We start from the raw sequence: 20,770 nt of genomic DNA on the forward strand, positions 1-20,770 counted from the left end.
GTTTCCCCCGCCCCGGGCGTCGAAGAGACGGAGGTGGACGGTGGCGGAGGTCGACGGGGAGTTCACCGCGTTCGTCAACGAGCGGGGAGCGGTCCTGCTGCGGGTCGCGTACGCGCTCGCCGGCAACCAGCACGCGGCGGAGGACCTGCTGCAGAACGCGCTGGCCAAGGCGTACGCCCGGTGGCCCCGGATCCGCGGCGACGCGGAGCCGTACGTGAAACGGATCCTCTACCACGACCAGGTCTCCGGCTGGCGACGGCGGGCGCGGCGCGCGGAGGTCCCGGTGGCCGACCTGCCGGAACGGCCGGCGGCCGGGGACGACAGCGACCTGCGGCTGCTGCTGCGCGACGCGCTGCGCGCGCTGCCGCCCCGCCAGCGGGCCGTCCTGACGCTTCGCTACCTGGAGGACCTGAGCGTCGAGCAGACCGCGGCGATGCTCGGCTGCCGGCCCGGCACCGTGGCCAGCCAGAGCGCCAAGGCGCTGGCCCGGCTCCGGCAACTCGTGCCGGCGCTCGACGAGCTGACCGACCCGGCGGAGGTGACCCGATGAGCACGTCACTGGACGAGACGCTCCGGACGGCCGTACGCGATCTGGCCGACGGCGTCGTGCCCGCACCGGACCTGGCCCCGCGGGCGCTCCGGCACGGCCGGCGGCTGCGCCGCCGTCGCCGGGTCACCGCGACCGCCGCCGTGCTGGTCGCCGTGGTCGCGGTGACCCTGCCCCTCGTGTTGCTGCGTCCCCGCCCCGCCCCACCACCCACCGCACCGCCGGTCACCGCCGCCCCGTCGCCGGTGATCAGGTCGGCACCCGGCGCGAACTGGTCGAACGGCCCGCTGACCCTGCCGGGCGGCTGGGTGGTCACCAGCCTGAACGAGGTCGCGCGGTCGGACGGAAGGTCCTACCTGCTCGACCGGGCACGCGGCCGCTACCTCGTCAACAGCCGCTACGACGCGGTTCTCCCCGCCCCGGCCGGCTCGCTGGTCGCGGTCTGGGACGACGACCGACCCCGCCAGGTCGGGCTCGTCGACCTGGCGCGCGGAACGACCCGCTGGTACGAGCCGGGTCGCGCGCTCGGCGCGCCGAACTGGTCGCCGGACGGCCGGCGCCTGCTCTTCACCAACCAGCGGGTCGACCACTTCGGCTTCGTGGTGCTGGACGCCAAGGGCCCCACCCGCACCCACGCCGTCGACACCGGCGAGTTCCCCTGCACCGACTACTGCTACTTCCTCTGGAGCCGGGACGGACGGGAGGTGCTGCTCCAGCAGACCGACCTGGGCCGCGCCCGGTCCGAGTCCGCCCGACACCCACGCCGGGGTGTGCAGTTCTTCTCCGCCGACACGGGCCGCTCCACCCGCTTCGAGCCGTTGCCCGGTGACCCGGCCGGTCCGTGGGCCTGGTCACCGGACGGGAAGCTGGTGGTCGTCCAGGGGCAGCGGGAGCCCCTGCTGGTGGAGGCCGCGACCGGCCGAGTGGTCAACGCGCTGCCCGCCGCGGACGCCGTCTGGGCCGGCCCCGATCGGTTGCTCTACCGGCGGCCGAACGGTTCGCACGAGTTCGTGTACGCCGACACCACCGGACGGGAACTGGTCCGCCAGCCGCTGCCGGAGGAATTCCGCCTCGCCGAGGTGACGATCGCGCCGGGCTGAGCGTTCGCTGAAGGCGTGCTGAACGCAGTGGATGTTGCGCGATGTCGATACCGTGCAGGTCGTGGCCATGGGGACGCTCATCTTCCTGATCATCGGCGGAGCCGGTGTCGGTGTGCTGACGCTCGCCCTGCTCGGTTCGGGGGTGTTGCACCTCGGCCACCCGGACGTCGACGGGCCGGTGTCGCTGGAGGCGGTCGCCGGGTTCGTCGGCGCGTTCGGCTTCGGCGCCGCGATCGTCAACGAGCTGCTCGGCGGGCGTACCACCGGGATGGTCGCGGCGGCGGCGGCCGGTGGGGCGCTCGCCGCCGTGCCCACCGGCTGGCTGGCGGCCCGGTTGAGCCGCGCGGCCCGCAACATGCGCACCGACGCCACCCCCACCCGGGACCATCTGACCGGCGCGATAGGTCTGGTGGTCACCCCGATCCCCAGCGGCGGCTACGGCGAGGTCCGGGTACGCCTCGCCGGCCAGCCGGTCAAGCTCAACGCCCGGGCCGACGGGCCCATCCCGATCGGCGCCCGGATCTTCGTGGTCGAAGCGCTCAGCGAGACCAGCGTGCACGTCGAGACCTACTGACTCCCTCCACAGACGGGAACCCCCATGCCCCTGCTCGTCGCCATCGGCGGCGCGGTCCTCCTCGCCGTCCTGCTCGTCTTCTTCGTGCTGTCCCGGATCAAGGTGGCCGGGCCGAACGAGGCTTTCATCGTCACCGGCCGCAAGGGCCGGACCACCCAGACCGCCGACGGCATCCGATCCACCGACATGTCCGGCCAGAAGGTCGTGCTCGGCGCCTCGGTCTTCGTGCTCCCGGTGGTGCAGAAGCTGCAGTCCCTCGACCTGTCCAGCCGGCGCATCGACGTCGGCATCCGGGGCGCGGTGAGCAAGCAGGGCATCCGCGCCGACCTGCACGGCGTCGCGATCGTCAAGGTCGGCGGCACCGAGGACGCGATCCGGGCCGCCGCCCAGCGGTTCCTGCACCAGCAGGCCGAGATCGACAACTTCACCCGGGAGGTGCTGGCCGGCGCGCTGCGCTCGATCGTCGGCCGGCTCACCGTCGAGGAGGTCATCCGGGACCGGGCCGCGTTCGCGAGCGCGGTCGCCGAGGAGGCCGAGCACTCGATGACCAACCAGGGTCTGGTGCTGGACACGTTCCAGCTCCAGGACATCCTGGCCGAGGGGTCCTACCTGGCCGACCTGGGCCGGCCCGAGGCCGCCCGGGTGCTCAAGGACGCCGCCATCGCCGAGGCCCGCGCCCGCCAGGCCGCCGAGCAGGAGCGACTGCTCGCCGAGGAGGCGATCGCCGAGGCGAACCGGAACCTGTCGCTCAAGCAGGCAGGCATCCAGGCCGAGATCGACGCCGCGAAGGCGCGCTCGGCGGCCGCCGGGCCGCTCGCCCAGGCCGAGCGGGACCAGGCGATCCTCTCCGAACAGCAGAAGGTGGCCGAGCGCAACGCCGAGCTGAAGCAGCGCCAGCTCGACACCGAGGTGCGCAAGCCGGCCGACGCCCAGCGGTACAAGGTGGAGCAGGAGGCCGAGGCCGCCCGCAACGCGGCGGTGCTGCGCGCCGACGCCGAGCGGCAGGCGACCATCGCCGCCGCCCAGGCCGCCGCCGAGCAGTCGCGGCTCACCGGTGAGGGCGAGCGGGCCCGCCGGGCCGCGCTGGCCGAGGCGAACGCGATCGAGGGCGCCAAGGAGGGTGAGGCGGAGCAGCGTCGGCGGTCCGCGATCGCCGAGGCGGTCGAGCGGGAGGGCACGGCCGAGGCCGCGGCCATCCTGGCCAGGGGTCAGGCGGAGGCCGACGCGATGGCCCGCAAGGCCGAGGCGTTCGCCGCGTACGGCGAGGCCGCCGTGCTGGACCTCCTGGTCAAGGTGCTGCCCGAGGTGGTCGGCGCGGCCAGCGCCCCGATCGGGGCGATCGACAAGATGACTGTCATCTCCACCGACGGCGCGTCGTCGCTGACCAAGTCGGTGGCCGGCAACGTCGCCCAGGGCCTCCAGCTCGGCAGCGACCTGACCGGCATCGACCTGGCCGGGCTGCTCGCCCGGCTGGGCAGCGCGCACACCAACGGCAAGAGCACGGTGGACGGCAGCACGGTCACCCCGTGACCCGAACGACGGCGCCCGCCGGTTCCCCGAGGGGAGCCGGCGGGCGCCGTTATATGGGTGGTGCGGTTCAGAGCGCGGCGAAGACGAACTTCTCGCCGGTGCCCACGCCCAGGGTGTCGCTGTTCCAGTCGATGACCCGGCTGGCGATGAGCTGGCTGCCGCCGGTGGCGCCGGCGGTGACCGCCTTGCCGTTGGCGTTCGCCCGCAGGTAGACCGAGCCGTCGGCGTTGTAGTCGAGGAAGTCGAAGACCTCCCAGGCGCCGACCGCGGTGGACTTGGCGATCAGCGCGCGGTTGCCGCCGGCGTCGGCCGTGACGAGCTTGTTGTTGATCAGCGCACGCAGCGCGAAGAAGCCGTCGCCCACGCTGACGACCTCGTACTTCTCCCACGCGCCGACCGTCGCGGACCGGGCGATCAGCGGCTGCGTACCGCTGTTCTCCGCGGTCACGTACTTGCCGTTGGCCACCGCCTTGATGCCCACCACCGGGGCGGCCGCGTCGAAGTCGAACTTCTCCGCCGTGCCGATGGAGGTCTTGCTGGCGATCAGCGGCGTGGTGGTGTTCGACGCGGTGACGTACTTGCCGTTGACCGCGGCCTTCAGGCTGATCGTGCCGTCCGCGTTGGCGACGATCTGGAACTTCTCCCAAGCGCCGATGGTCGCGGAACGGGCGAGCAGCGGCCGGTTGCCGCCGCCGTCCGCGGTGACGAACTTGTTGTTCGCCTTGGCCCGCAGGCCGTAGTAGCCGCTTCCGGCGTCCACCACGTCGTACTTCTCCCAGGCGCCGACCTCGGTGCCGCGGGCGACCAGCGCACGGTTGCCGCCGCTCTCCGCCGTCACGTAGCGGCCGTTGCCCCGGGCCTTCAGCCCGTACGACTCGCGGGCCACCACCGCGTCACCCACGTGCAGGAGACGGTCGACCGAGCCCATCGGGTCGTGCACCGCGCCGGCGGTGCTGGTGTTCACGATCGAGTCGCGTACCTGCTGCGGGGTCCAACCCGGGTGCGCCTCGAGCAGCAGCGCGGCGGCGCCCGCCACGTGCGGGGAGGCCATCGACGTGCCGCTCATCGACTCGGTGCCGGAGGCGGTGCCGGCCTTCGCCGACACGATGCCGGCGCCCGGCGCGTAGGTGTCCAGGCAGGAGCCGAAGTTGGAGAACCAGGCCCGGAAGTCGATCCGGTCGGTGGCGCCGACCGTGATGGCAGCCGGCACGTTCGCCGGTGAGACGCCGCAGGCGTCCTTCCAACTGTTGCCGGCCGCGACCGCGTAGCTGATGCCGGAGTTGATGGACCGGGTGACCGCGTCGTTGAGCGCCTGGTCGGTCTTGTCGTCGCCGAGGCTCATGTTGGCCACGGACGGTCCGCTGGCGTGCGCGGTCACCCACTCGACGCCAGCGATCACGCCCTCGCTGTCGCCGCTGCCGGTGCAGTCGAGCACCCGCACCGCGACCAGCTTGACGTCCTTGGCGACGCCGTACTTCGTGCCGCCGAGGGTGCCGGCCACATGGGTGCCGTGCCCGTCGCAGTCCTGCGCGACGTCGTCCTGCTCGACCGCGTCGTAGCCGTTCACGGCCCGGCCGCCGAAGTCCTCGTGGTCGATGTCGATGCCGGTGTCGATGACGTACGCGGTCACCCCGGCGCCGGTCGCCGGGTACGTGTACTTACCGTCGGCCTTCGGCTTGGCCTGGTCCAGCCGGTCCAAGCCCCACGGCGGGGTGGTCTGGGTGCCGGTGGCCCGATAGCGCTGGACCTGCTGGACGTACGCGACGTCGGGGTCCGCGGCGAGACGCTCGGCCTGGCGGCGGTCCATGCTGGCGGAGTAGCCGTGCAGCGCCTTGCCGAACACTCGGCGGATGGAGCCGCCGTGCTCACCGGCGAGGGCCGACGCGGCGGACTTCACCTTGGCCGGGCTGGCCTTGCCGTCCTTGAGGACGACGATGTAGCGGCCGGGCACCGCACCGGCCGAGTCGGCGCCCCGGACCGGGGCGCGCTTCGGGCCGTCCGGTGCGGCCGACGCCGGGCCGGCGGTGGCGGCGCAGAGAATGGAGGTGGCGGAGGTGAGGGCGAGCCCCACCACCGCGGAGCGGCGCAGCGCGCCGTGGCGTGACACTGAATGGTCTCCCCGTGTCCAGCGACCGTCCGGAGCGGACGGGCGGATGCGATCAGGACAGCCGTGCCGTCGGACGGGACGGCTGGTGATGACCAACATCATGCGGGAGACATCGACCGGGCCACGTCATCCGTTCGGTCGACACGCCGGCGTATCGTCGTCGAATTCCGTCGCCGCGCGGGATCAGCCGACGATGCCCTCGGCGCGCGCCCAGCGCAGCAGTTCCGCCTCGGCCTCGTCGCGGTCCAGCGGCCCGCGCTCCAGGCGCAGCTCCTTGAGGTGCTGCCAGGCGCGGCCGACCACCGGCCCCGGCGGCACGCCGAGCAACTCCATGATCGCGTTGCCGTCCAGGTCGGGCCGGACCCGGGCCAGGTCCTCCTCGGCGGCGATCCGGGCGATCCGCTCCTCCAGCGCGTCGTAGTCGGCCGCGAGCTGGGCCGCCTTGCGTCGGTTGCGGGTGGTGCAGTCGGAGCGGGTCAGCTTGTGCAGCCGGGAGAGCAGGTCGCCGGCGTCGGTGACGTACCGGCGCACCGCCGAGTCGGTCCACTCGCCCCGGCCGTACCCGTAGAAGCGCAGGTGCAGCCCGACCAGCTTGACCACCTGGGAGGTGACGTCCTTGGGATAGCGCATCGCCTTCATCCGGGCCTTGGTCAGCCGCGCCCCGACCACCTCGTGGTGGTGGAAGCTGACCCGGCCGTCCGCGCCGACCGCCTTGGTGCCGGGCTTGCCGACGTCGTGCATCAGCGCGGCCATCCGCAGCACGAAGTCGCAGCCGTCCTCCTCCATCGACATGGCGTTGAGGACCACCGTGAGGGTGTGCTCGTAGACGTCCTTGTGCTGGGCGTGCTCGTCGATGGTGAGCTTGAGGCCGGTCAGCTCCGGCAGGAAGCGCTCGGCCAGGCCGGTGTCGACGAGCAGGCGCAGCCCGGTCACCGGGTCGACGCCGCACAGCAGCTTGGTGAACTCGTCCCGGATCCGCTCGGCGGTGATCCGGTCGAGGTCGGACGCCATCCGGGTCATCGCCGCGCGGACGTCGGGGTGGACGGCGAAGCGGAGCTGGGCGGCGAACCGGGCCGCCCGCAGCATCCGCAGCGGGTCGTCGCGGAACGACTCCTGCGGCGTTCCGGGGGTACGGATGACCTTGGCGCCGAGGTCGGCCAGGCCGCCGTACGGGTCGGTGAACCGGTGCTCGGGGAGACTCACCGCCATCGCGTTGACGGTGAAGTCGCGGCGCTTCAGGTCGTCGGCCAGGCTGGTGCCGTACCGCACCACCGGGTTGCGGCTCACCTGGTCGTAGACCTCCGCCCGGAAGGTGGTGATCTCCAGGGTGAGCCCGTCGCGCTGGCAGGCGATGGTGCCGAACTCGCGGCCGGTCTCCCAGATCGACTCGGCCCAGCCTCGGATGACCTTGACGGTCTCGTCCGGGTGGGCGTCGGTGCAGAAGTCGAGGTCGTTGCCGAGCCGGCCGAGGAGCGCGTCCCGGACGGATCCCCCCACCAGGTGCAGTTCGTGACCGGCTCGGGCAAAACGCCGACCCAGCTCGTCCGCGACCGGGGACACGCGGAGCAGTTCGGCGACGGCGTTGCGCTGCGCGGCGGTCAGCTCGTGGCGTTCGGCGGCGGACGCGGAGGCGGAGGCTTCGGACATGGGATCGCCAGCCTATCGGGCCGGGGGTGGATCGACCGCGCCGGGCGCGGGTAACGGGCCGGGGGTGACTAAGGTTCCGGTTGTGCGGGGCCGGCGGGGCCCGGTTCCGGCATATTCCTGGGAGGCGGGCAGATGAGCGGCGGCGGGCTCTACCGCAGCGCGAACGCGCACGGTGACGGCGGCCTGCCGCCGGACGACGGCGCCACCTTCATCTCGGCGGAGCCGCTGAACCAGCCGGGCGTCGAGGCGGTCGCGCCGCCCCAGGAGGTGGTCGGCGAGACCAGCGCCGCGGCGAACAGCGCGGTGATGGCGATCGGCAGCCTGGTCAGCCGGGGCACCGGTTTCATCCGCAACCTGATGATCGGCGCCGCGCTCGGTGGCGCGTTGGTCGGCGACGCGTACACCACCGCGATCTTCCTGCCGAACCAGGTGTACGAGTTCCTGCTCGGCGGCGTGCTGACGAGCGTGCTGATCCCGGTGCTGGTCCGGCGGCGCAGGTCCGACCCGGACCGGGGCGAGGCCTACTCGCAGCGGCTGCTCACGCTCGCCGTGCTGGCGCTCGCCGTCACCGTGGCGATCGCGCTGATCGCGGCGCCGGTGCTCACCGCCATCTACGCCGGTGGCAAGGACGCCGACTACCGGGGCCTGGTCACCGGCCTGTCGTACCTGATGCTGCCGATGCTGTTCTTCACCGGGGTGAGCGCGCTGATCGCCGCGGTGTTGAACACCCGGGGTCACTTCGCCGCGCCGATGTGGGCGCCGATCCTGAACAACCTGGTGGTCATCGCCGTCTGCGGGATCTACATCGGGGTCTTCGGCGCGAAGATCATCCAGCCCGGCGAGATGAGCGGGGGGCGGATCCTGCTGATCGGCGGCGGCACGCTGCTCGGCGTGGCGGTCCAGACCGCAGGGCTGCTGCCCGCGCTGCGCAAGGTCGACTTCCGCTGGAAGTGGCGGTTCGACTTCCGCGCGCTCGGCCTGGCGGAGCTGGCCCGGCTCGGCGGCTGGATGTTCTGCTACGTCGGGGTCAACCAGCTCGGCCTCTTCGTGGTGGTCAACCTGCTGACCCGGGCGGCCGGCGGCAAGAACGCCGGCCTGCTGATCTACAACAACGTCTTCCTGCTGCTGATGATGGCGCACGGCATCATCGCGGTCTCGATCATCACGGCGCTGATGCCCCGGATGAGCGCGGCCGCCGCCGAGGGCCGGTTCGGCGACGTCACCGCCGACCTGTCCCGGGGCACCCGGATGGTCACCGCGGTGCTGGCCCCGATCGCGGTCTGCTACGCGGTGCTCGCCGGCCCGATCTCCGTGGTCGTGTTCCGCTACGGCGCCTTCGACGGCGACAACGCGGTGGCCACCTCGACGGTGCTGCTGGTCGCCGCGCTCGGCCTGGTGCCGTTCGCGGTCAGCCAGCTCTTCACGTTCGCGTTCTACGCGCTGCCCGACACCCGCACCCCGGCGCTGATCAACATCCCGGTGGTGATCCTGCGGGTGCTGCTCCAGGTGGGTCTCTTCCTGATCTTCTCGAACACCTTCGCGGCGGCCGGCATGATGCTCGGCAACGCCGTGTCGTACCTGGCCGCGGCGATCATCTCGGCCATGCTGCTGCGGCCCCGGGTGGGCCGGATCGGGCTGGGCCGGATCATGAAGACGCTCGGCCGGGTGGTGGTGGCCGCGCTCGGCGCCGCGCTCGTCGGCGTGCTGGTGGTCGCGGTGCTTCCCGGCGATCCGGAGGGCCTGAGCCGGTTGGCCGCCGCGGTCCAGTTGGTGATCGGCGGCGCGGTGATCGGCGGGACGTACCTCGGGCTGGCCATGCTGCTGCGGATCAGCGAGATCACCGAGGTGGTCGGGATGGTGCGGCGGCGGCTCGGGCGGTGAGCCCGGACCGCCGTGACCGACGGTGAACGAGGATCACCAGGCTGGGGATACGGCTGTGGATAACTCGGGATTCCGCCGTCCAGTGGGCCTCTCGGCCTGTGGACAACCAACCGTAAGGCTGAGGGTGCGCAGGCCGGGGCGGGGAAACCACGGGCACGCCACACCGGTACGCCCCTGCGCCGCTCACTTGCCGTCAACCTCTAGATTGGCGGTGCGTGTCCGCGGTGACTGGCTTCCCGCCGGCTGCGGCGGGAAGATGACATGTCGGAGAACCGGGCATCCCGGGTAAGGTCGCACTCGACGGGTACGTCCGGCGTCGACGTCGACCGTGCCGGTTCCACCGAAGCCAGAGCGGGAAACCACATGCCCAGCAACACGGGTCCATCGATCGACACGATCACCGAGGGAGGACGGGTGACCCAGGTCGGCGAGGGTCAGGAAGCGGAGGAAACCTCTCCGGCGGTCGTGACCCTCGGTGCTCCCACCGTCGGTGAGCTCCTTGCCGAGCGCTACGAGCTGGCCGAGCACATCAACAACGACAGCGCCGGCCGGCTGGTCTGGCGCGGTGTCGACGTGGTGCTGCGCCGACCCGTCGCGGTGGTCCTCCGCTATCCGGGTGGCGACTCCGCCACCGAGATGCTCCAGGCCGCGGTCGCCGCCAGCCGGGTCATCCACCCCAACCTGGTCGGCGTCTACGACGCGATCGACGAGGACGACCGGGCCTACGTGGTCCGCGAGTGGGTGGACGGCCAGTCGCTGCGCGAGATGGTGACCGCCGACGGCCCGCTGGACCCGGCCCGCGCCACCGCGATCGGCAACGCCGTCGCCAGCGCCCTGGCCGCGGTGCACGCCACCGGCATGGTGCACGGCAACATCCACCCCGGCACGGTGATGATCAGTGACGACGGCCGGGTGGTGGTCGCCGACGCGCGCACCGACGGGGCGGACAGCCAGGAGAACGACCTGCGGGCCGTCGGCGGGGTGCTCTACTACGCCCTGACCGGGCACTGGCCGCACGGCGAGGCCCCGCTGCACGGCGCCACCGCCGGGCACGGCCGGGCCGCGCTGCCCGACGCCGTCCGCGACTCCGCCGGCGGCATCGCCGCGCCCCGCCAGGTCCGCGCCGGGGTGCCGGCGTACCTCGACGACCTGACCATGGACCTGCTCGACCCGGAGATCGCCCCGCCCTCGTCGGACGTGCTGTCCGCCGAGCTGAGCCGGCTCGACATCCCGGCCGACGAGCAGTTCCTGGAGCAGGCCGGGCCGCTGCGCTTCACCGCCGACCCCGGCGAGGAGCCGTCGCCGCTGGCCGCGGCCGGCGGCCGCAAGGTCGCGCTGGGCGTGGCCGGCCTGCTGGCGGTGGCCCTGGTCGGGCTCTTCATCGGGATCAACGTGCTCGGTGGCGGCGACGGCGGCGACAAGGAGCCGGTGTCCCAGCCCTCCAGCAGCGCCCCCGCCACGGGCGGCGGCAGCGCCGAGCCCGCCGCGCCGGCGGCCCGCAAGCTCACCATCCAGGACGTCCGGATCATCGATCCGAAGAGCAAGGACCGCGCCGAGGTACGCGACGCCGAGAAGGTGATCGACGGCGACGACGAGGACGGCTGGGAGACCCAGACCTACAAGAACAACGGCAAGTTCGGCGGTCTGAAGGACGGCATGGGCATCTGGATCGACCTGGGTGCCCCGCACACGGTCAAGTCCCTGCAGGCGACGTTGTCGTCCGGCGGGGCCGCCGCCGAGCTGCGCACCGGCCCTCCCGGTGTCACCGGCGACTTCCCGTCCACCTCCAAGGGCGACGGTCAGCTCGTCGCGGCCTACCCCTCGGTGATCGGGCAGCCGTTCGAGAGCAGCGATTCCGGCACCAACATGATCTTCAACGGGTTCGACCCGGCCAGGAAGTACCAGTACCTCCTCTTCTGGATCACCGAGCTGCCGGAGAAGGACAGCGGCGGCTGGAAGCTGGGGGTTCAGGAGATCACGGTCCAGGGCTCGTGAGCCGCCCGCCGTACCCGCCACGCCACCTCCCTCGGGCGTGGTGATGGCGGGTCCCGGCGCGCGTACCACCGGCCCGGCGACCGGCGACGGACCGCCGGCCGGGTCCGACCTGGAGCTGCTCCGGGCCCACGTCGCGGGCGACCGGGACGCCTTCACCGAGCTGTTCCACAGGCACCGCGACCGGCTCTGGGCGGTGGCCCTGCGGACCATCGGCGACCGCGAGGAGGCCGCCGACGCGCTCCAGGACGCGATGCTGTCCGCGCACCGCGCCGCGGCCCGCTTCCGGGGCGACTCGGCGGTCACCACCTGGCTGCACCGGATCGTGGTGAACGCGTGCCTGGACCGGATGCGGCGGCGCCAGACCCATGCCACCGTCCCGCTGCCGGACGGGGTGCACGGCGACGGCGAGCCCGGCCGGCACACCGGCGGGGTGGAACCGGCCGCGCCCGCCCGTGACCACGACACCGCGCTGGTGGTCCGCCAGGCGCTGGCCGCCCTGCCGGCGGAGCAGCGGGCGGCGCTGGTCATGGTGGACGTGCAGGGCTACCCGGTGGCCGAGGTGGCCCGGATCCTCGGCGTCGCCGAGGGCACCGTGAAGAGCCGGTGCGCCCGTGGCCGCGCCCGGCTCGCCGTGGTCCTCGGGCACCTGCGCACCGGCTCCGACGAACCGGTGGACGTGCCCCGCGTCACCGCAGGGAACCGCCGGCCCCCCGAGGGCGTCGGATCCTCGTCGGGACGCGCCCGACCGGACCCCAGCCAGGAGGAGTCGTGAGTTCCCGCCAGTTCAGCGAGGTCGACCACGACCTGCTCGCCGACTATCTCGGCGGGGCGCTGGACGGCACCCCGGAGCAGGCCACCGTCGCCCGGCTGGTCGAGCAGGACCCGGCCTGGGGCGAGGCGTACGACGCCCTGGCCCGCGCGACGGACCTGGTGCACGGCGACCTGGCCGCCTGGGCCGAGGAACCCGCGCCCGAGATGCCGGCGGCGGTGGCCGAGCGGATCACCGCCGCGCTCGCCGGGGCCGGCCCCGCTCCGACCGCCGACCACGTGCCCGACGCGGCCGGTCGTGAGGCGACGACCGCCGTGCCGGCGCAACCCACCCGGTCGAGTCGCCCGCCCGGCACCGCGTCCCGTCCCGAGCGGCACACCGGACCGGGACGGCGGTCCCGGCGCTGGGCCCGGGTCGCCGGGCCGGTGGCGCTGGCCGCCGCCTCGGTCGCCGCGGCGGGTCTCGGCGTCGGCTGGCTGACCGACGCGGGCGGCTACCGCAGCACCCCGGCCGACCGGGCGGCCGGCGAGGCCGCGCCCGCCGCCGGCGCGCCGTACCGGACCACCGGTCCGGCGGTGCACAGCGGCACGGACTGGACGCCGGAACGCTTCGCCCTCGGCGCGGGCGGCGCCTCGAAGGACAAGGACTCGGTCCGGCCGGACATGAACGGGCCGTCGGGCGCGGCGAAGGACGGCCGGGAGACCCCGTTCTCCGCCTCGGAGAAGGGGCGCATGGCCGCCGCCGGTGGACTGGACCGGCTCATGCGGCCCGAGGCCCTGGCCGCCTGCCTGACCGCCATCGGCGCCGAGCACGGCGTCACCCCGCTCCGCGTCGACCTGATCGACTACGCCCGGTTCCAGGGCGCCCCGGCGCTGGTGGTCACGTTCGCCGACGCCGGCGGCAGCCGCTGGGGCTGGGTGAGCGGGCCGGAATGCGGCGTACCCGGGTCCGGCGCGGACACCCGGTTCCGCACGCGGGTAGGGTGAAACCGCGGCCAGCGGGCCTGTCCCACCACGTGACGTGACCCACCGGATGACCGGCTCGGGAATCCCCGCTTCGTACGATGGCGTTCTGCAAGTCAGGCGCCGGCGTCGCTGACGCGGCCGGCACGAGGGATCGACATCGGTGCGCCGGTGACGAACACACACATCGGGAGACGGCAGTGGACGAGGTCCGCAACCTGATCATCATCGGCTCCGGGCCGGCCGGTTACACCGCGGCGGTCTACGCGGCACGCGCCAACCTCAAGCCGCTGGTGATCGAGGGCGTGCAGTCCGGTGGCGCGCTGATGACCACCACCGAGGTGGAGAACTTCCCCGGCTTCGCCGACGGCATCCTCGGCCCCGAGCTGATGGACAACATGCGCAAGCAGGCCGAGCGGTTCGGCGCCGAGTTTCTCACCGACGACGTGACCCGCGTCGAGCTGAAGGACACCGGCGAGATCGGCTCCGACGCGGTGAGCACCGTCTGGGTGGGCGAGACCGCCTACCGGGCCCGCGCGGTGATCCTCTCCACCGGCTCGGCCTGGCGCCCGCTCGGCGTGCCGGGCGAGCAGGAATACCTGGGCCACGGCGTGTCGTCCTGCGCCACCTGTGACGGCTTCTTCTTCCGCAACCAGCACATCGTGGTGGTCGGCGGCGGCGACTCGGCGATGGAGGAGGCGAGCTTCCTCACCCGCTTCGCCGAGTCGGTGACGATCATCCACCGCCGCGACTCGTTCCGGGCCAGCAAGATCATGGCGGAGCGGGCGCTGGGCAACGAGAAGATCAAGGTCGAGTGGAACTCCACCGTCGAGGAGATCCTCGGCGACGACGGCAAGGTCAGCGGGGTCCGGGTGCGCAACGTGCACACCGGCGAGAGCAAGGTGCTCGACGTCACCGGCGTCTTCGTGGCGATCGGCCACGACCCGCGCAGCGAGCTGTTCCGTGGCCAGGTGGAGCTCGACGACGAGGGCTACGTGAAGGTGCAGGCACCCAGCACCCGCACCGACGTGCCCGGCGTGTTCGCCGCCGGCGACGTGGTCGACCACACCTACCGGCAGGCCATCACGGCGGCCGGCACCGGGTGTGCGGCCGCGCTCGACGCCGAGCGGTTCATCGCCACCCTGCAGGGCTGAGAATTTTCACCAGGAGGAGGGGTTCATAGTGGGAGCAACCAAGGCGGTCACGGACGCGAGCTTCGCGAGCGACGTGCTGAAGTCCGACAAGCCGGTTCTGGTCGACTTCTGGGCGGAGTGGTGCGGTCCGTGCCGCAAGGTCTCGCCGCTGCTGGAGGAGATCGCGGGCGAGATGAGTGACCAGGTCACCATCGTCAAGCTCAACATCGACGAGAACCCCGAGACGGCGCGCACCTACCGGGTGATGTCCGTGCCGACGCTGACCATCTTCAAGAACGGCGAGCCGGTCCAGTCGATCGCCGGCGCCAAGCCGAAGGGCGAGCTGGTCAAGCTCATCGAGTCGGCGCTCTGAGGCCGCACCGGACCCTGCCGAACCCCCGCCACCCCGCCCGGGTGGCGGGGGTTCCGGCTTTCCTGACCTGCGCGAACACGAACCCGGTGGGTAACCGGCCACGGTACGCTCCGTAGGCGTCCGGCGGACTTCCGCCTCCGCCAGCTTCCGCGCAGAGGGGGGCGTCGTGCGTCCGATCCGACCCGGTGACCGAGGCCCGGCGGTGGCCGAGATCCACACCGTCCTCGCCGGCCTGGACCTCCTCCCCGCGGACGGCCGGGCCGACGACTACGACGCCCAGACGGAACGCGCGGTCCGTGCCTTCCAACAGTCACGCGGCCTCAGCGTGGACGGACGCGTCGGCGCCGAGACCTGGCGGGCGCTGGACGCGGCCCGCTGGCGGTTCGGCGCCCGCGCCCTCTACCACGCCATCCCCGAGCCGCTGACCGGCGAGGACGTCCGCTCACTCCAGGAACGCCTGCTGGAGATGGGGTACGACGTGGGCCGCGCGGACGCCATCTACGGCATCCGCACCTCCCGCGCGGTGGCCCAGTTCCAGCGCGAGATGGGGCTGAAGCCCGACGGCGCGTGCGGCCCGCACACCGTCAACGCGCTGCGCCGCCTCGGCCGCAAGGTGGTCGGCGGCCGACCGCAGTGGCTGCGCGAGTCCGACGCCATCCGCCAGGCCGGCCCGACGCTCGTCGGCCGGACCGTGGTGATCGACCCGGGCCACGGCGGCACCGACCCGGGCGTGGTGGTGCCCGACGGCACGCTGCGCTGGACCGAGGCGGACCTCGCACACGACCTGGCCAGCCGGCTGGAGGGCCGGCTCGCGGCGGCCGGCGTCCGGGTGCAGCTCACCCGCGGCCCGTCGCCGCTGACCTGCCTGCCGGACGCGGACCGGGCCCAGCTCGCCAACTCGCTCGGCGCGGACGTGTTCATCTCCCTGCACACCGACGGCCACGTCAACCCGGAGGCCGACGGGGTCGCCACCTACCACTACGGCACCGACAACGGCGTCACGTCCGCCACCGGGGAGCGGCTGGCCGGGCTGGTGCAGCGGGAGATCGTGGCCCGCACCGGGCTGCGCGACTGCCGCACCCACGCCAAGGCTTGGGACCTGCTCCGGCTCACCCGGATGCCTGCGGTCCGGGTCGAGGTGGGCTACCTGACCTCGCCGCGGGACCGGGGCCGGCTGGTCGACCCGCGGTTCCGGGACCGGGTGGTCGAGGCGATCGTGGCCGGGGTGCAGCGGATGTACCTGCCGATCGAGCGGGACGTGCCGACCGGTTCGATCGACGTGAGCGAACTGCGCGCGATCGTGGCCGCCGGCACCGTCGTCGACTGAGCCGGGTCAGCTCGTCGAGCGGGTGGCCGGCGCCGGGCGGACCGGGCGCAGCAGCGTCTCCGGGCTCATCGAACCGAGCAACTTCTCCAGCGCGTACTCGACGTCGGACTTCCAGCTCAGCGCGGTGCGCAGCTCCAACCGCAGGCGCGGGTAGCGGGGGTGCGGCCGGACCGTCTTGAAGCCCACCGACAGGAAGAAGTCGGCCGGGGCGAGGCAGGCCCGGTTCGGGTCGTCCGCGTCGTCGCCGAACTTGGCGTCGCCGAACGCCTCGATCGCCTTGATGCCCCGCTTGGTGAGGTCGCGGGCGACGCCCTGCACCAGCATCCGGCCCAGGCCGCCGTCGGCGAACGCCGGCACCACGTGCGCCGTGGTCAGCAGCGCCGCGTCCGCCGAGACAGGCGAGGTGGGAAACGCCATCGAGCGCGGGACGTACGCCGGCGGCGCGTACATGACATAACCGGCGGGCATGCCGTCGACGTAGACCAACTTGCCGCAGGAGCCCCACTCCAGCAGCGTCTGGGAGACCCACGCCTCCTTCTCCAGCCCCGGGTCGCCGGCCGCGCAGGCCCGCTCGGCGGAGACCGGATCCAGCTCCCAGTAGACGCACCGCCGGCAGGGTCGGGGGAGGTCCTCCAGGGTGTCCAGGGTCAGGCTGACCAGACGTCGCGACATGAGCGCACCCCACCAAACAGTCTCGGAGCGTCGGCCGCCGCGGTGTCCCGCCGCCCTCCTGCTCCCGACGAGCGATCGTACGCCCCTGCCCGCCGGCGCGGGAGTGGACGCGCGAACCCCCACGCGTGCGGCGGTCCGCGATGTGGACGTGTCCACACGGCGGGTTCCGCGCCGGTCACCAGGGACTACGATCGACCAATCGGCCGCGCGCCGCCATTGGATGCCGGCATCGCGGGTACCACACCGGGCGGCAGCCCCGCCGACACCCGATCGAGGTGATGTCATGACCGGCACGACGCTCGACGACTACACCGACCGGTACGCCCGGCGTGTGCGGGGGATGACCGCCTCCGAGATCCGGGCGCTGTTCGCGGTGGCCAGCCGTCCGGAGGTCGTGTCGCTCGCCGGAGGCGCGCCGTACATCGCCGCGCTGCCGCTCGACGCGGTGGGCGAGATGCTCGGCCGGCTCGGCGCCGAGCACGGCACCACCACCCTGCAGTACGGCATCGGCCAGGGCACGCTGGAGCTGCGCGAGCGGATCTGCGAGGTGATGGCCCTCTCCGGGATCGACGCGTCCTGCGGCGCCTCCCCGGAGGACGTGGTGGTGACCGTCGGCGGTCAGCAGGCGCTCGACCTGGTCGCCCGTCTCTTCCTCGACCCGGGCGACGTGGTGCTCGCCGAGGGCCCGACCTACGTCGGCGCGCTCGGGGTGTTCCAGGCCGCCCAGGCCCAGGTGGCCCACGTGCCGATGGACGACGACGGGCTCATCCCGGAAGCGCTGGAGACGGCAATCGCCGACCTGGCGCGGGCCGGCCGGCGGGTGAAGTTCCTCTACACCATCCCCACCTACCAGAACCCCGCCGGTGTGACGTTGAGCGAGGAGCGGCGGGAACGGGTGCTCGACATCTGCGAGCGCGCCGGGCTGCTGGTGGTGGAGGACGACCCGTACGGTCAGCTCGGTTTCTCCGGCGAGGCGCCCGCGCCGTTGCGCGCGCGGCGACGCGACGGGGTGTTCTACCTGAGCACCTTCTCCAAGACGTTCGCACCTGGCCTGCGGGTGGGCTGGATCCTCGCCCCGCACGCGGTCCGCGACAAGCTCGTCATCGCCAGCGAGGCGCAGATCCTCTGCCCCAGCGGATTCGCCCAGGCGGCCGTCTCCACCTACCTCGCCACCATGCCGTGGCGCGAGCAGCTCAAGATCTACCGCGAGGTCTACCGCGAGCGCCGGGACGCGCTGCTCGACGCGCTGGCCGACCTGATGCCCGAGGGCACCACCTGGACCACGCCGGCCGGCGGGCTCTTCGTCTGGGCGACCCTGCCGGACGGGCTCGACGCCAAGGCGATGATGCCCCGCGCCGTCGCCGCGCGGGTGGCCTACGTGCCGGGCACCGGCTTCTACGCCGACGGGACGGGCACCGGCAACATGCGGCTCAACTTCTCCTTCCCACCGCCGGAGCGGATCCGCGAGGGCGTCCGCCGGCTGGCCGGGGTGATGGAGCAGGAGATCGCCATGCGGAAGGTGTTCGGGGCGATCGGCGGCACCGGGCCACGCCGCCGCCAGGGCGGTTCGGACACGCCCGGCCCCGACTTGGCATGATGCCCGCATGGCCGTCAGCCCTGCCGCACCGACACCCGTGACCGGACCCTCCACCGACGAGCTGCGCGTGCTGGTGCTCGCCGGCGGTCTCTCCTACGAGCGGGACGTCTCGCTCCGGTCCGGCCGGCGCGTGCTCGACGCGCTGCGGGCGGTCGGCGTCGAGGCGGAACTGCGGGACGCTGATGTCGCGCTGCTCCCCGCGCTGGCCGCCGACCCGCCGGACGCGGTGGTGATCGCCCTGCACGGCGCCACCGGCGAGGACGGTTCCCTGCGCGGCGTGCTCGACCTCTGCGACGTGCCCTACGTCGGCTGTGACGCCCGTTCCTCCCGGCTCGCCTGGGACAAGCCGTCCGCCAAGGCGGTGCTGCGCGAAGCAGGTATTCCCACCCCGGACTGGGTGGCGCTGCCGCACGACCGGTTCTCCGAGCTGGGCGCGGTCGCCGTGCTGGACCGGATCGTCGACCGTCTCGGGCTGCCGCTGATGGTCAAGCCGGCGCAGGGCGGCTCCGGCCTGGGCGCCGCCGTGGTCCGGGAGGCCGCGTCGCTGCCGGCCGCGATGGTCGGCTGTTTCGCGTACGACCAGACGGCGCTGGTGGAGCGCTACGTGCCCGGGATGGACGTGGCGGTCTCGGTGCTCGACCTGGGCGAGGGACCGCAGGCCCTGCCGCCGGTCGAGATCGTGCCCCGCAACGGGGTCTACGACTACGCCGCCCGCTACACGGCCGGGCGCACCACCTGGCACGCGCCGGCCCGGCTCGACGCCGCCACCGCCGAGCGGGTGACCGAGGTGGCGCTCGCCGCGCACACCGCACTCGGGCTGCGCGACGTGTCCCGGGTCGACCTGATCGTCGACGCGGACGGCCAGCCGCACGTGCTGGAGGTCAACGTCTCCCCCGGGATGACCGAGACCTCGTTGCTGCCGCTGGCCATCCAGGCCGCCGGGCTGGACTTCGGCCGGGTCCTCGGCACGCTTGTCGCCCGGGCTGCGGCCCGCCGCCGGCCGAGCTGACCCGGCCGGCGACCACCCGTTCTCCCGCGCGCTATTCGGCGATGGCCCGCTGCGTGCGACCGTCACCGTCCTCGGCGTGACCTGCGCCACCCGTCGAGTCAGACTCCGTGGGCGCGGTCGCGTCCGCGTCGGCGCCACGCTCCTGCCCGCCGCTCGCGCCTCCGTCGTCGTGCACGTCGCCGGTCGCGGGTTCCGCGTCGTCGGGCGAGTCGACCCCGGCCGGCTCGATCCCGTCCGCGTTCCCCTCCGCCGGCTCGGCCTCCGGAATCTCGTCCGCGGCCTCGATCACCGAGACGGCTTCCTCCTCGACGTCCTCGGCCGCGCTCGCCGGCGACGGTGAGGAGAGACTCGACGGCGCCTGCCACTGGATGCGCGGCGGTTCGGCGAGCGGACGACCGCCGAACTCGGCGAGCCAGGCGGCCACCATGGCCAGGTTCTCCCGCCACTGCTCCTCGGAGATCGGCGGCAGGATCGAGTCCCACAGGGAGAGGAACGTGCCTCGCAGTTGCAGCCGACCGTAGGGGCGGGCCAGGAACCACATGTGCAGGTGCGCCGAGCCGTCACCCCACCGGTTGACGTGCACGCGGGCCACGCCGTCGAGCGAGCGGATGGCCCGCTCCAGGCGGACGGTCATCACGCCCAGTTCGGCGGCGAGCAGGTTCGGCAGGTCACCGAGATCGAGGTGGGAACGTGACTCCAGGATCAGCACCATGGGCAGTCCGGTGGGCCGGTCCATCGTGCGCACCCGCCACCGCTCACCCACCCAGATGTACGCCTCGTCGGGCGCGTTGCAGGCGGTGCACTCCCGATCCGCCTCACCCCGCCGGGGAGGCTCGACCGGTACGGGGTCGTCGAGCTGCTTGACGCGGATCTCGCCCTCGAAGGGGAAGGAGGGCCACTGGGTGAAGTCCGGGACTGAGGGAGGGGTGTCCTGCACGACGCTGACCCTAACCGAGTTGGCGATGCCTGTCCCTACCCGCGTCCGGCGGAGAACCGCCGGCGCCGGACCATCCACAGCGGTTGTCCACCGCGTTGTCCACAGGGTGCCGAGATCACCACCACAGTGCGTCATCCACAGCTCAGCAACGGTTTTGGCCGCGCGTTTCACGTGAAACGGAGTGAGCCTGTGGACAACTGCTGTGGATAACTTCGGCGGTCCGATGGCCCGTCATTCCCAACGATCGAGGGGCCGATCGGCACAGCTCCGGACGTGGGGGATTTTCGCGGGCCTGCTCCTCTGGGCCCGCTCAAAGCTCCGCCCCAGACTTTCGGCGCCGACCGCCGAGCACGACTCGTTTCACGTGAAACGAGTGTGCCTCGTCGTGGGCGGCTGGCACACCCGTCGGGGCGAAACCGCGCGGTCGGGGGACGGAGTCCGCCCCGGTTTCACGTGAAACCGCCGCCCCTGCAAATCGGCGGCACAGGACGTGGCGCGCCCCCGCCGCTGGGCGGCTGGGCGGCTGGGCGGCTGGGCGGCTGGGCGGCTGGGCGGCTGGGCGGCTGGGCGGCTGGGCGGCTGGGCGGCTGGGCGGCTGGGCGGCTGGGCG

Annotated in this window: 17 protein-coding genes; 13 read left to right on the forward strand and 4 right to left on the reverse strand. The window is 73.1% G+C overall.

Annotation, left to right across the window (positions count from 1 at the left end; all coding sequences use genetic code 11):
* The first annotated feature begins 40 nt into the window (after positions 1 to 40).
* Genes ACIA5A_RS11905 through ACIA5A_RS11920 form a run of 4 tightly spaced genes read left to right on the forward strand, consistent with a single transcriptional unit; the run spans position 41 to position 3,751 of the window.
* Entirely contained in the window at positions 41 to 550 is a 510-nt protein-coding gene (locus tag ACIA5A_RS11905) for a SigE family RNA polymerase sigma factor (protein ID WP_396759900.1), read from the forward strand.
* On the forward strand, positions 547 to 1,647 hold the full coding sequence (locus ACIA5A_RS11910) for a TolB family protein (protein WP_396759903.1): 1,101 nt from the start codon (positions 547 to 549) through the stop codon (positions 1,645 to 1,647). The genes ACIA5A_RS11905 and ACIA5A_RS11910 overlap by 4 nt, the downstream gene beginning before the upstream one ends.
* Before the next feature lie 31 nt (positions 1,648 to 1,678).
* Complete coding sequence (locus tag ACIA5A_RS11915) at positions 1,679 to 2,221, forward strand: hypothetical protein (RefSeq protein WP_396759906.1); 543 nt, start codon at positions 1,679 to 1,681, stop codon at positions 2,219 to 2,221.
* A gap of 24 nt (positions 2,222 to 2,245) precedes the next feature.
* On the forward strand, positions 2,246 to 3,751 hold the full coding sequence (locus ACIA5A_RS11920) for a flotillin family protein (protein WP_396759909.1): 1,506 nt from the start codon (positions 2,246 to 2,248) through the stop codon (positions 3,749 to 3,751).
* A gap of 67 nt (positions 3,752 to 3,818) precedes the next feature.
* Here ACIA5A_RS11920 and ACIA5A_RS11925 read toward each other — a convergent pair whose 3' ends face one another.
* Together ACIA5A_RS11925 and ACIA5A_RS11930 are read right to left on the reverse strand one after the other, a co-directional pair.
* On the reverse strand, positions 3,819 to 5,858 hold the full coding sequence (locus ACIA5A_RS11925; RefSeq protein ID WP_396759912.1) for a S8 family serine peptidase: 2,040 nt from the start codon (positions 5,856 to 5,858) through the stop codon (positions 3,819 to 3,821).
* A gap of 183 nt (positions 5,859 to 6,041) precedes the next feature.
* Positions 6,042 to 7,505 carry a CCA tRNA nucleotidyltransferase gene (locus tag ACIA5A_RS11930; RefSeq protein WP_396759915.1) on the reverse strand — a complete coding sequence of 488 codons (1,464 nt, stop codon included), beginning with the start codon at positions 7,503 to 7,505 and terminating at the stop codon, positions 6,042 to 6,044.
* Positions 7,506 to 7,637: 132 nt separating this feature from the next.
* On the opposite strand from ACIA5A_RS11930, the gene murJ reads away from it, so the two are divergent.
* The 7 genes from murJ to ACIA5A_RS11965 all read left to right on the forward strand — a co-directional run bounded on the left by murJ (position 7,638) and on the right by ACIA5A_RS11965 (position 15,945).
* On the forward strand, positions 7,638 to 9,386 hold the full coding sequence (murJ, locus tag ACIA5A_RS11935; protein WP_396759918.1) for a murein biosynthesis integral membrane protein MurJ: 1,749 nt from the start codon (positions 7,638 to 7,640) through the stop codon (positions 9,384 to 9,386).
* Between the two features lie 363 nt (positions 9,387 to 9,749).
* The gene (locus ACIA5A_RS11940) at positions 9,750 to 11,381 is read left to right on the forward strand and encodes a protein kinase family protein (protein WP_396759920.1); all 1,632 of its coding nucleotides are present in this window, start codon (positions 9,750 to 9,752) and stop codon (positions 11,379 to 11,381) included.
* A gap of 43 nt (positions 11,382 to 11,424) precedes the next feature.
* Entirely contained in the window at positions 11,425 to 12,153 is a 729-nt protein-coding gene (gene sigM / locus ACIA5A_RS11945) for an RNA polymerase sigma factor SigM (protein WP_396759922.1), read from the forward strand.
* The gene (locus ACIA5A_RS11950; RefSeq protein WP_396759925.1) at positions 12,150 to 13,136 is read left to right on the forward strand and encodes a hypothetical protein; all 987 of its coding nucleotides are present in this window, start codon (positions 12,150 to 12,152) and stop codon (positions 13,134 to 13,136) included. The genes sigM and ACIA5A_RS11950 overlap by 4 nt, the downstream gene beginning before the upstream one ends.
* A 176-nt stretch (positions 13,137 to 13,312) precedes the next feature.
* Positions 13,313 to 14,266, forward strand: coding sequence for a thioredoxin-disulfide reductase (gene trxB / locus ACIA5A_RS11955; RefSeq protein WP_396759927.1), 954 nt, complete (start codon positions 13,313 to 13,315; stop codon positions 14,264 to 14,266).
* 28 nt (positions 14,267 to 14,294) lie between these two features.
* Positions 14,295 to 14,618: a thioredoxin gene (gene trxA / locus ACIA5A_RS11960; RefSeq protein WP_181570986.1), complete on the forward strand. Its 324-nt coding sequence runs from the start codon at positions 14,295 to 14,297 to the stop codon at positions 14,616 to 14,618.
* A 166-nt stretch (positions 14,619 to 14,784) separates the two neighbouring features.
* Positions 14,785 to 15,945, forward strand: a complete 1,161-nt coding sequence (locus ACIA5A_RS11965; RefSeq protein ID WP_396759931.1) for an N-acetylmuramoyl-L-alanine amidase — start codon at positions 14,785 to 14,787, stop codon at positions 15,943 to 15,945.
* Between the two features lie 6 nt (positions 15,946 to 15,951).
* On the opposite strand, the gene ACIA5A_RS11970 is transcribed toward ACIA5A_RS11965, so the two are convergent.
* Positions 15,952 to 16,617 carry a GNAT family N-acetyltransferase gene (locus ACIA5A_RS11970; protein WP_396759934.1) on the reverse strand — a complete coding sequence of 222 codons (666 nt, stop codon included), beginning with the start codon at positions 16,615 to 16,617 and terminating at the stop codon, positions 15,952 to 15,954.
* A gap of 283 nt (positions 16,618 to 16,900) precedes the next feature.
* Here ACIA5A_RS11970 and ACIA5A_RS11975 point away from each other — a divergent pair, with 283 nt between their 5' ends.
* Entirely contained in the window at positions 16,901 to 18,214 is a 1,314-nt protein-coding gene (locus ACIA5A_RS11975; protein WP_396759936.1) for a PLP-dependent aminotransferase family protein, read from the forward strand.
* 7 nt (positions 18,215 to 18,221) lie between these two features.
* Positions 18,222 to 19,223 (forward strand): D-alanine--D-alanine ligase, encoded by a 1,002-nt coding sequence (locus ACIA5A_RS11980; protein WP_396759939.1) that lies wholly within the window; start codon positions 18,222 to 18,224, stop codon positions 19,221 to 19,223.
* Positions 19,224 to 19,254: 31 nt separating this feature from the next.
* Here the strand turns inward: ACIA5A_RS11980 and ACIA5A_RS11985 are convergent, their stop codons facing one another.
* Positions 19,255 to 20,160: a hypothetical protein gene (locus ACIA5A_RS11985; RefSeq protein ID WP_396759942.1), complete on the reverse strand. Its 906-nt coding sequence runs from the start codon at positions 20,158 to 20,160 to the stop codon at positions 19,255 to 19,257.
* Between the last annotated feature and the right edge of the window lie 610 nt (positions 20,161 to 20,770).

The organism is Micromonospora sp. NPDC051300 (genome assembly GCF_044455315.1).
In the GTDB taxonomy this organism is placed as follows: Bacteria; Actinomycetota; Actinomycetes; order Mycobacteriales; family Micromonosporaceae; genus Micromonospora; species Micromonospora robiginosa.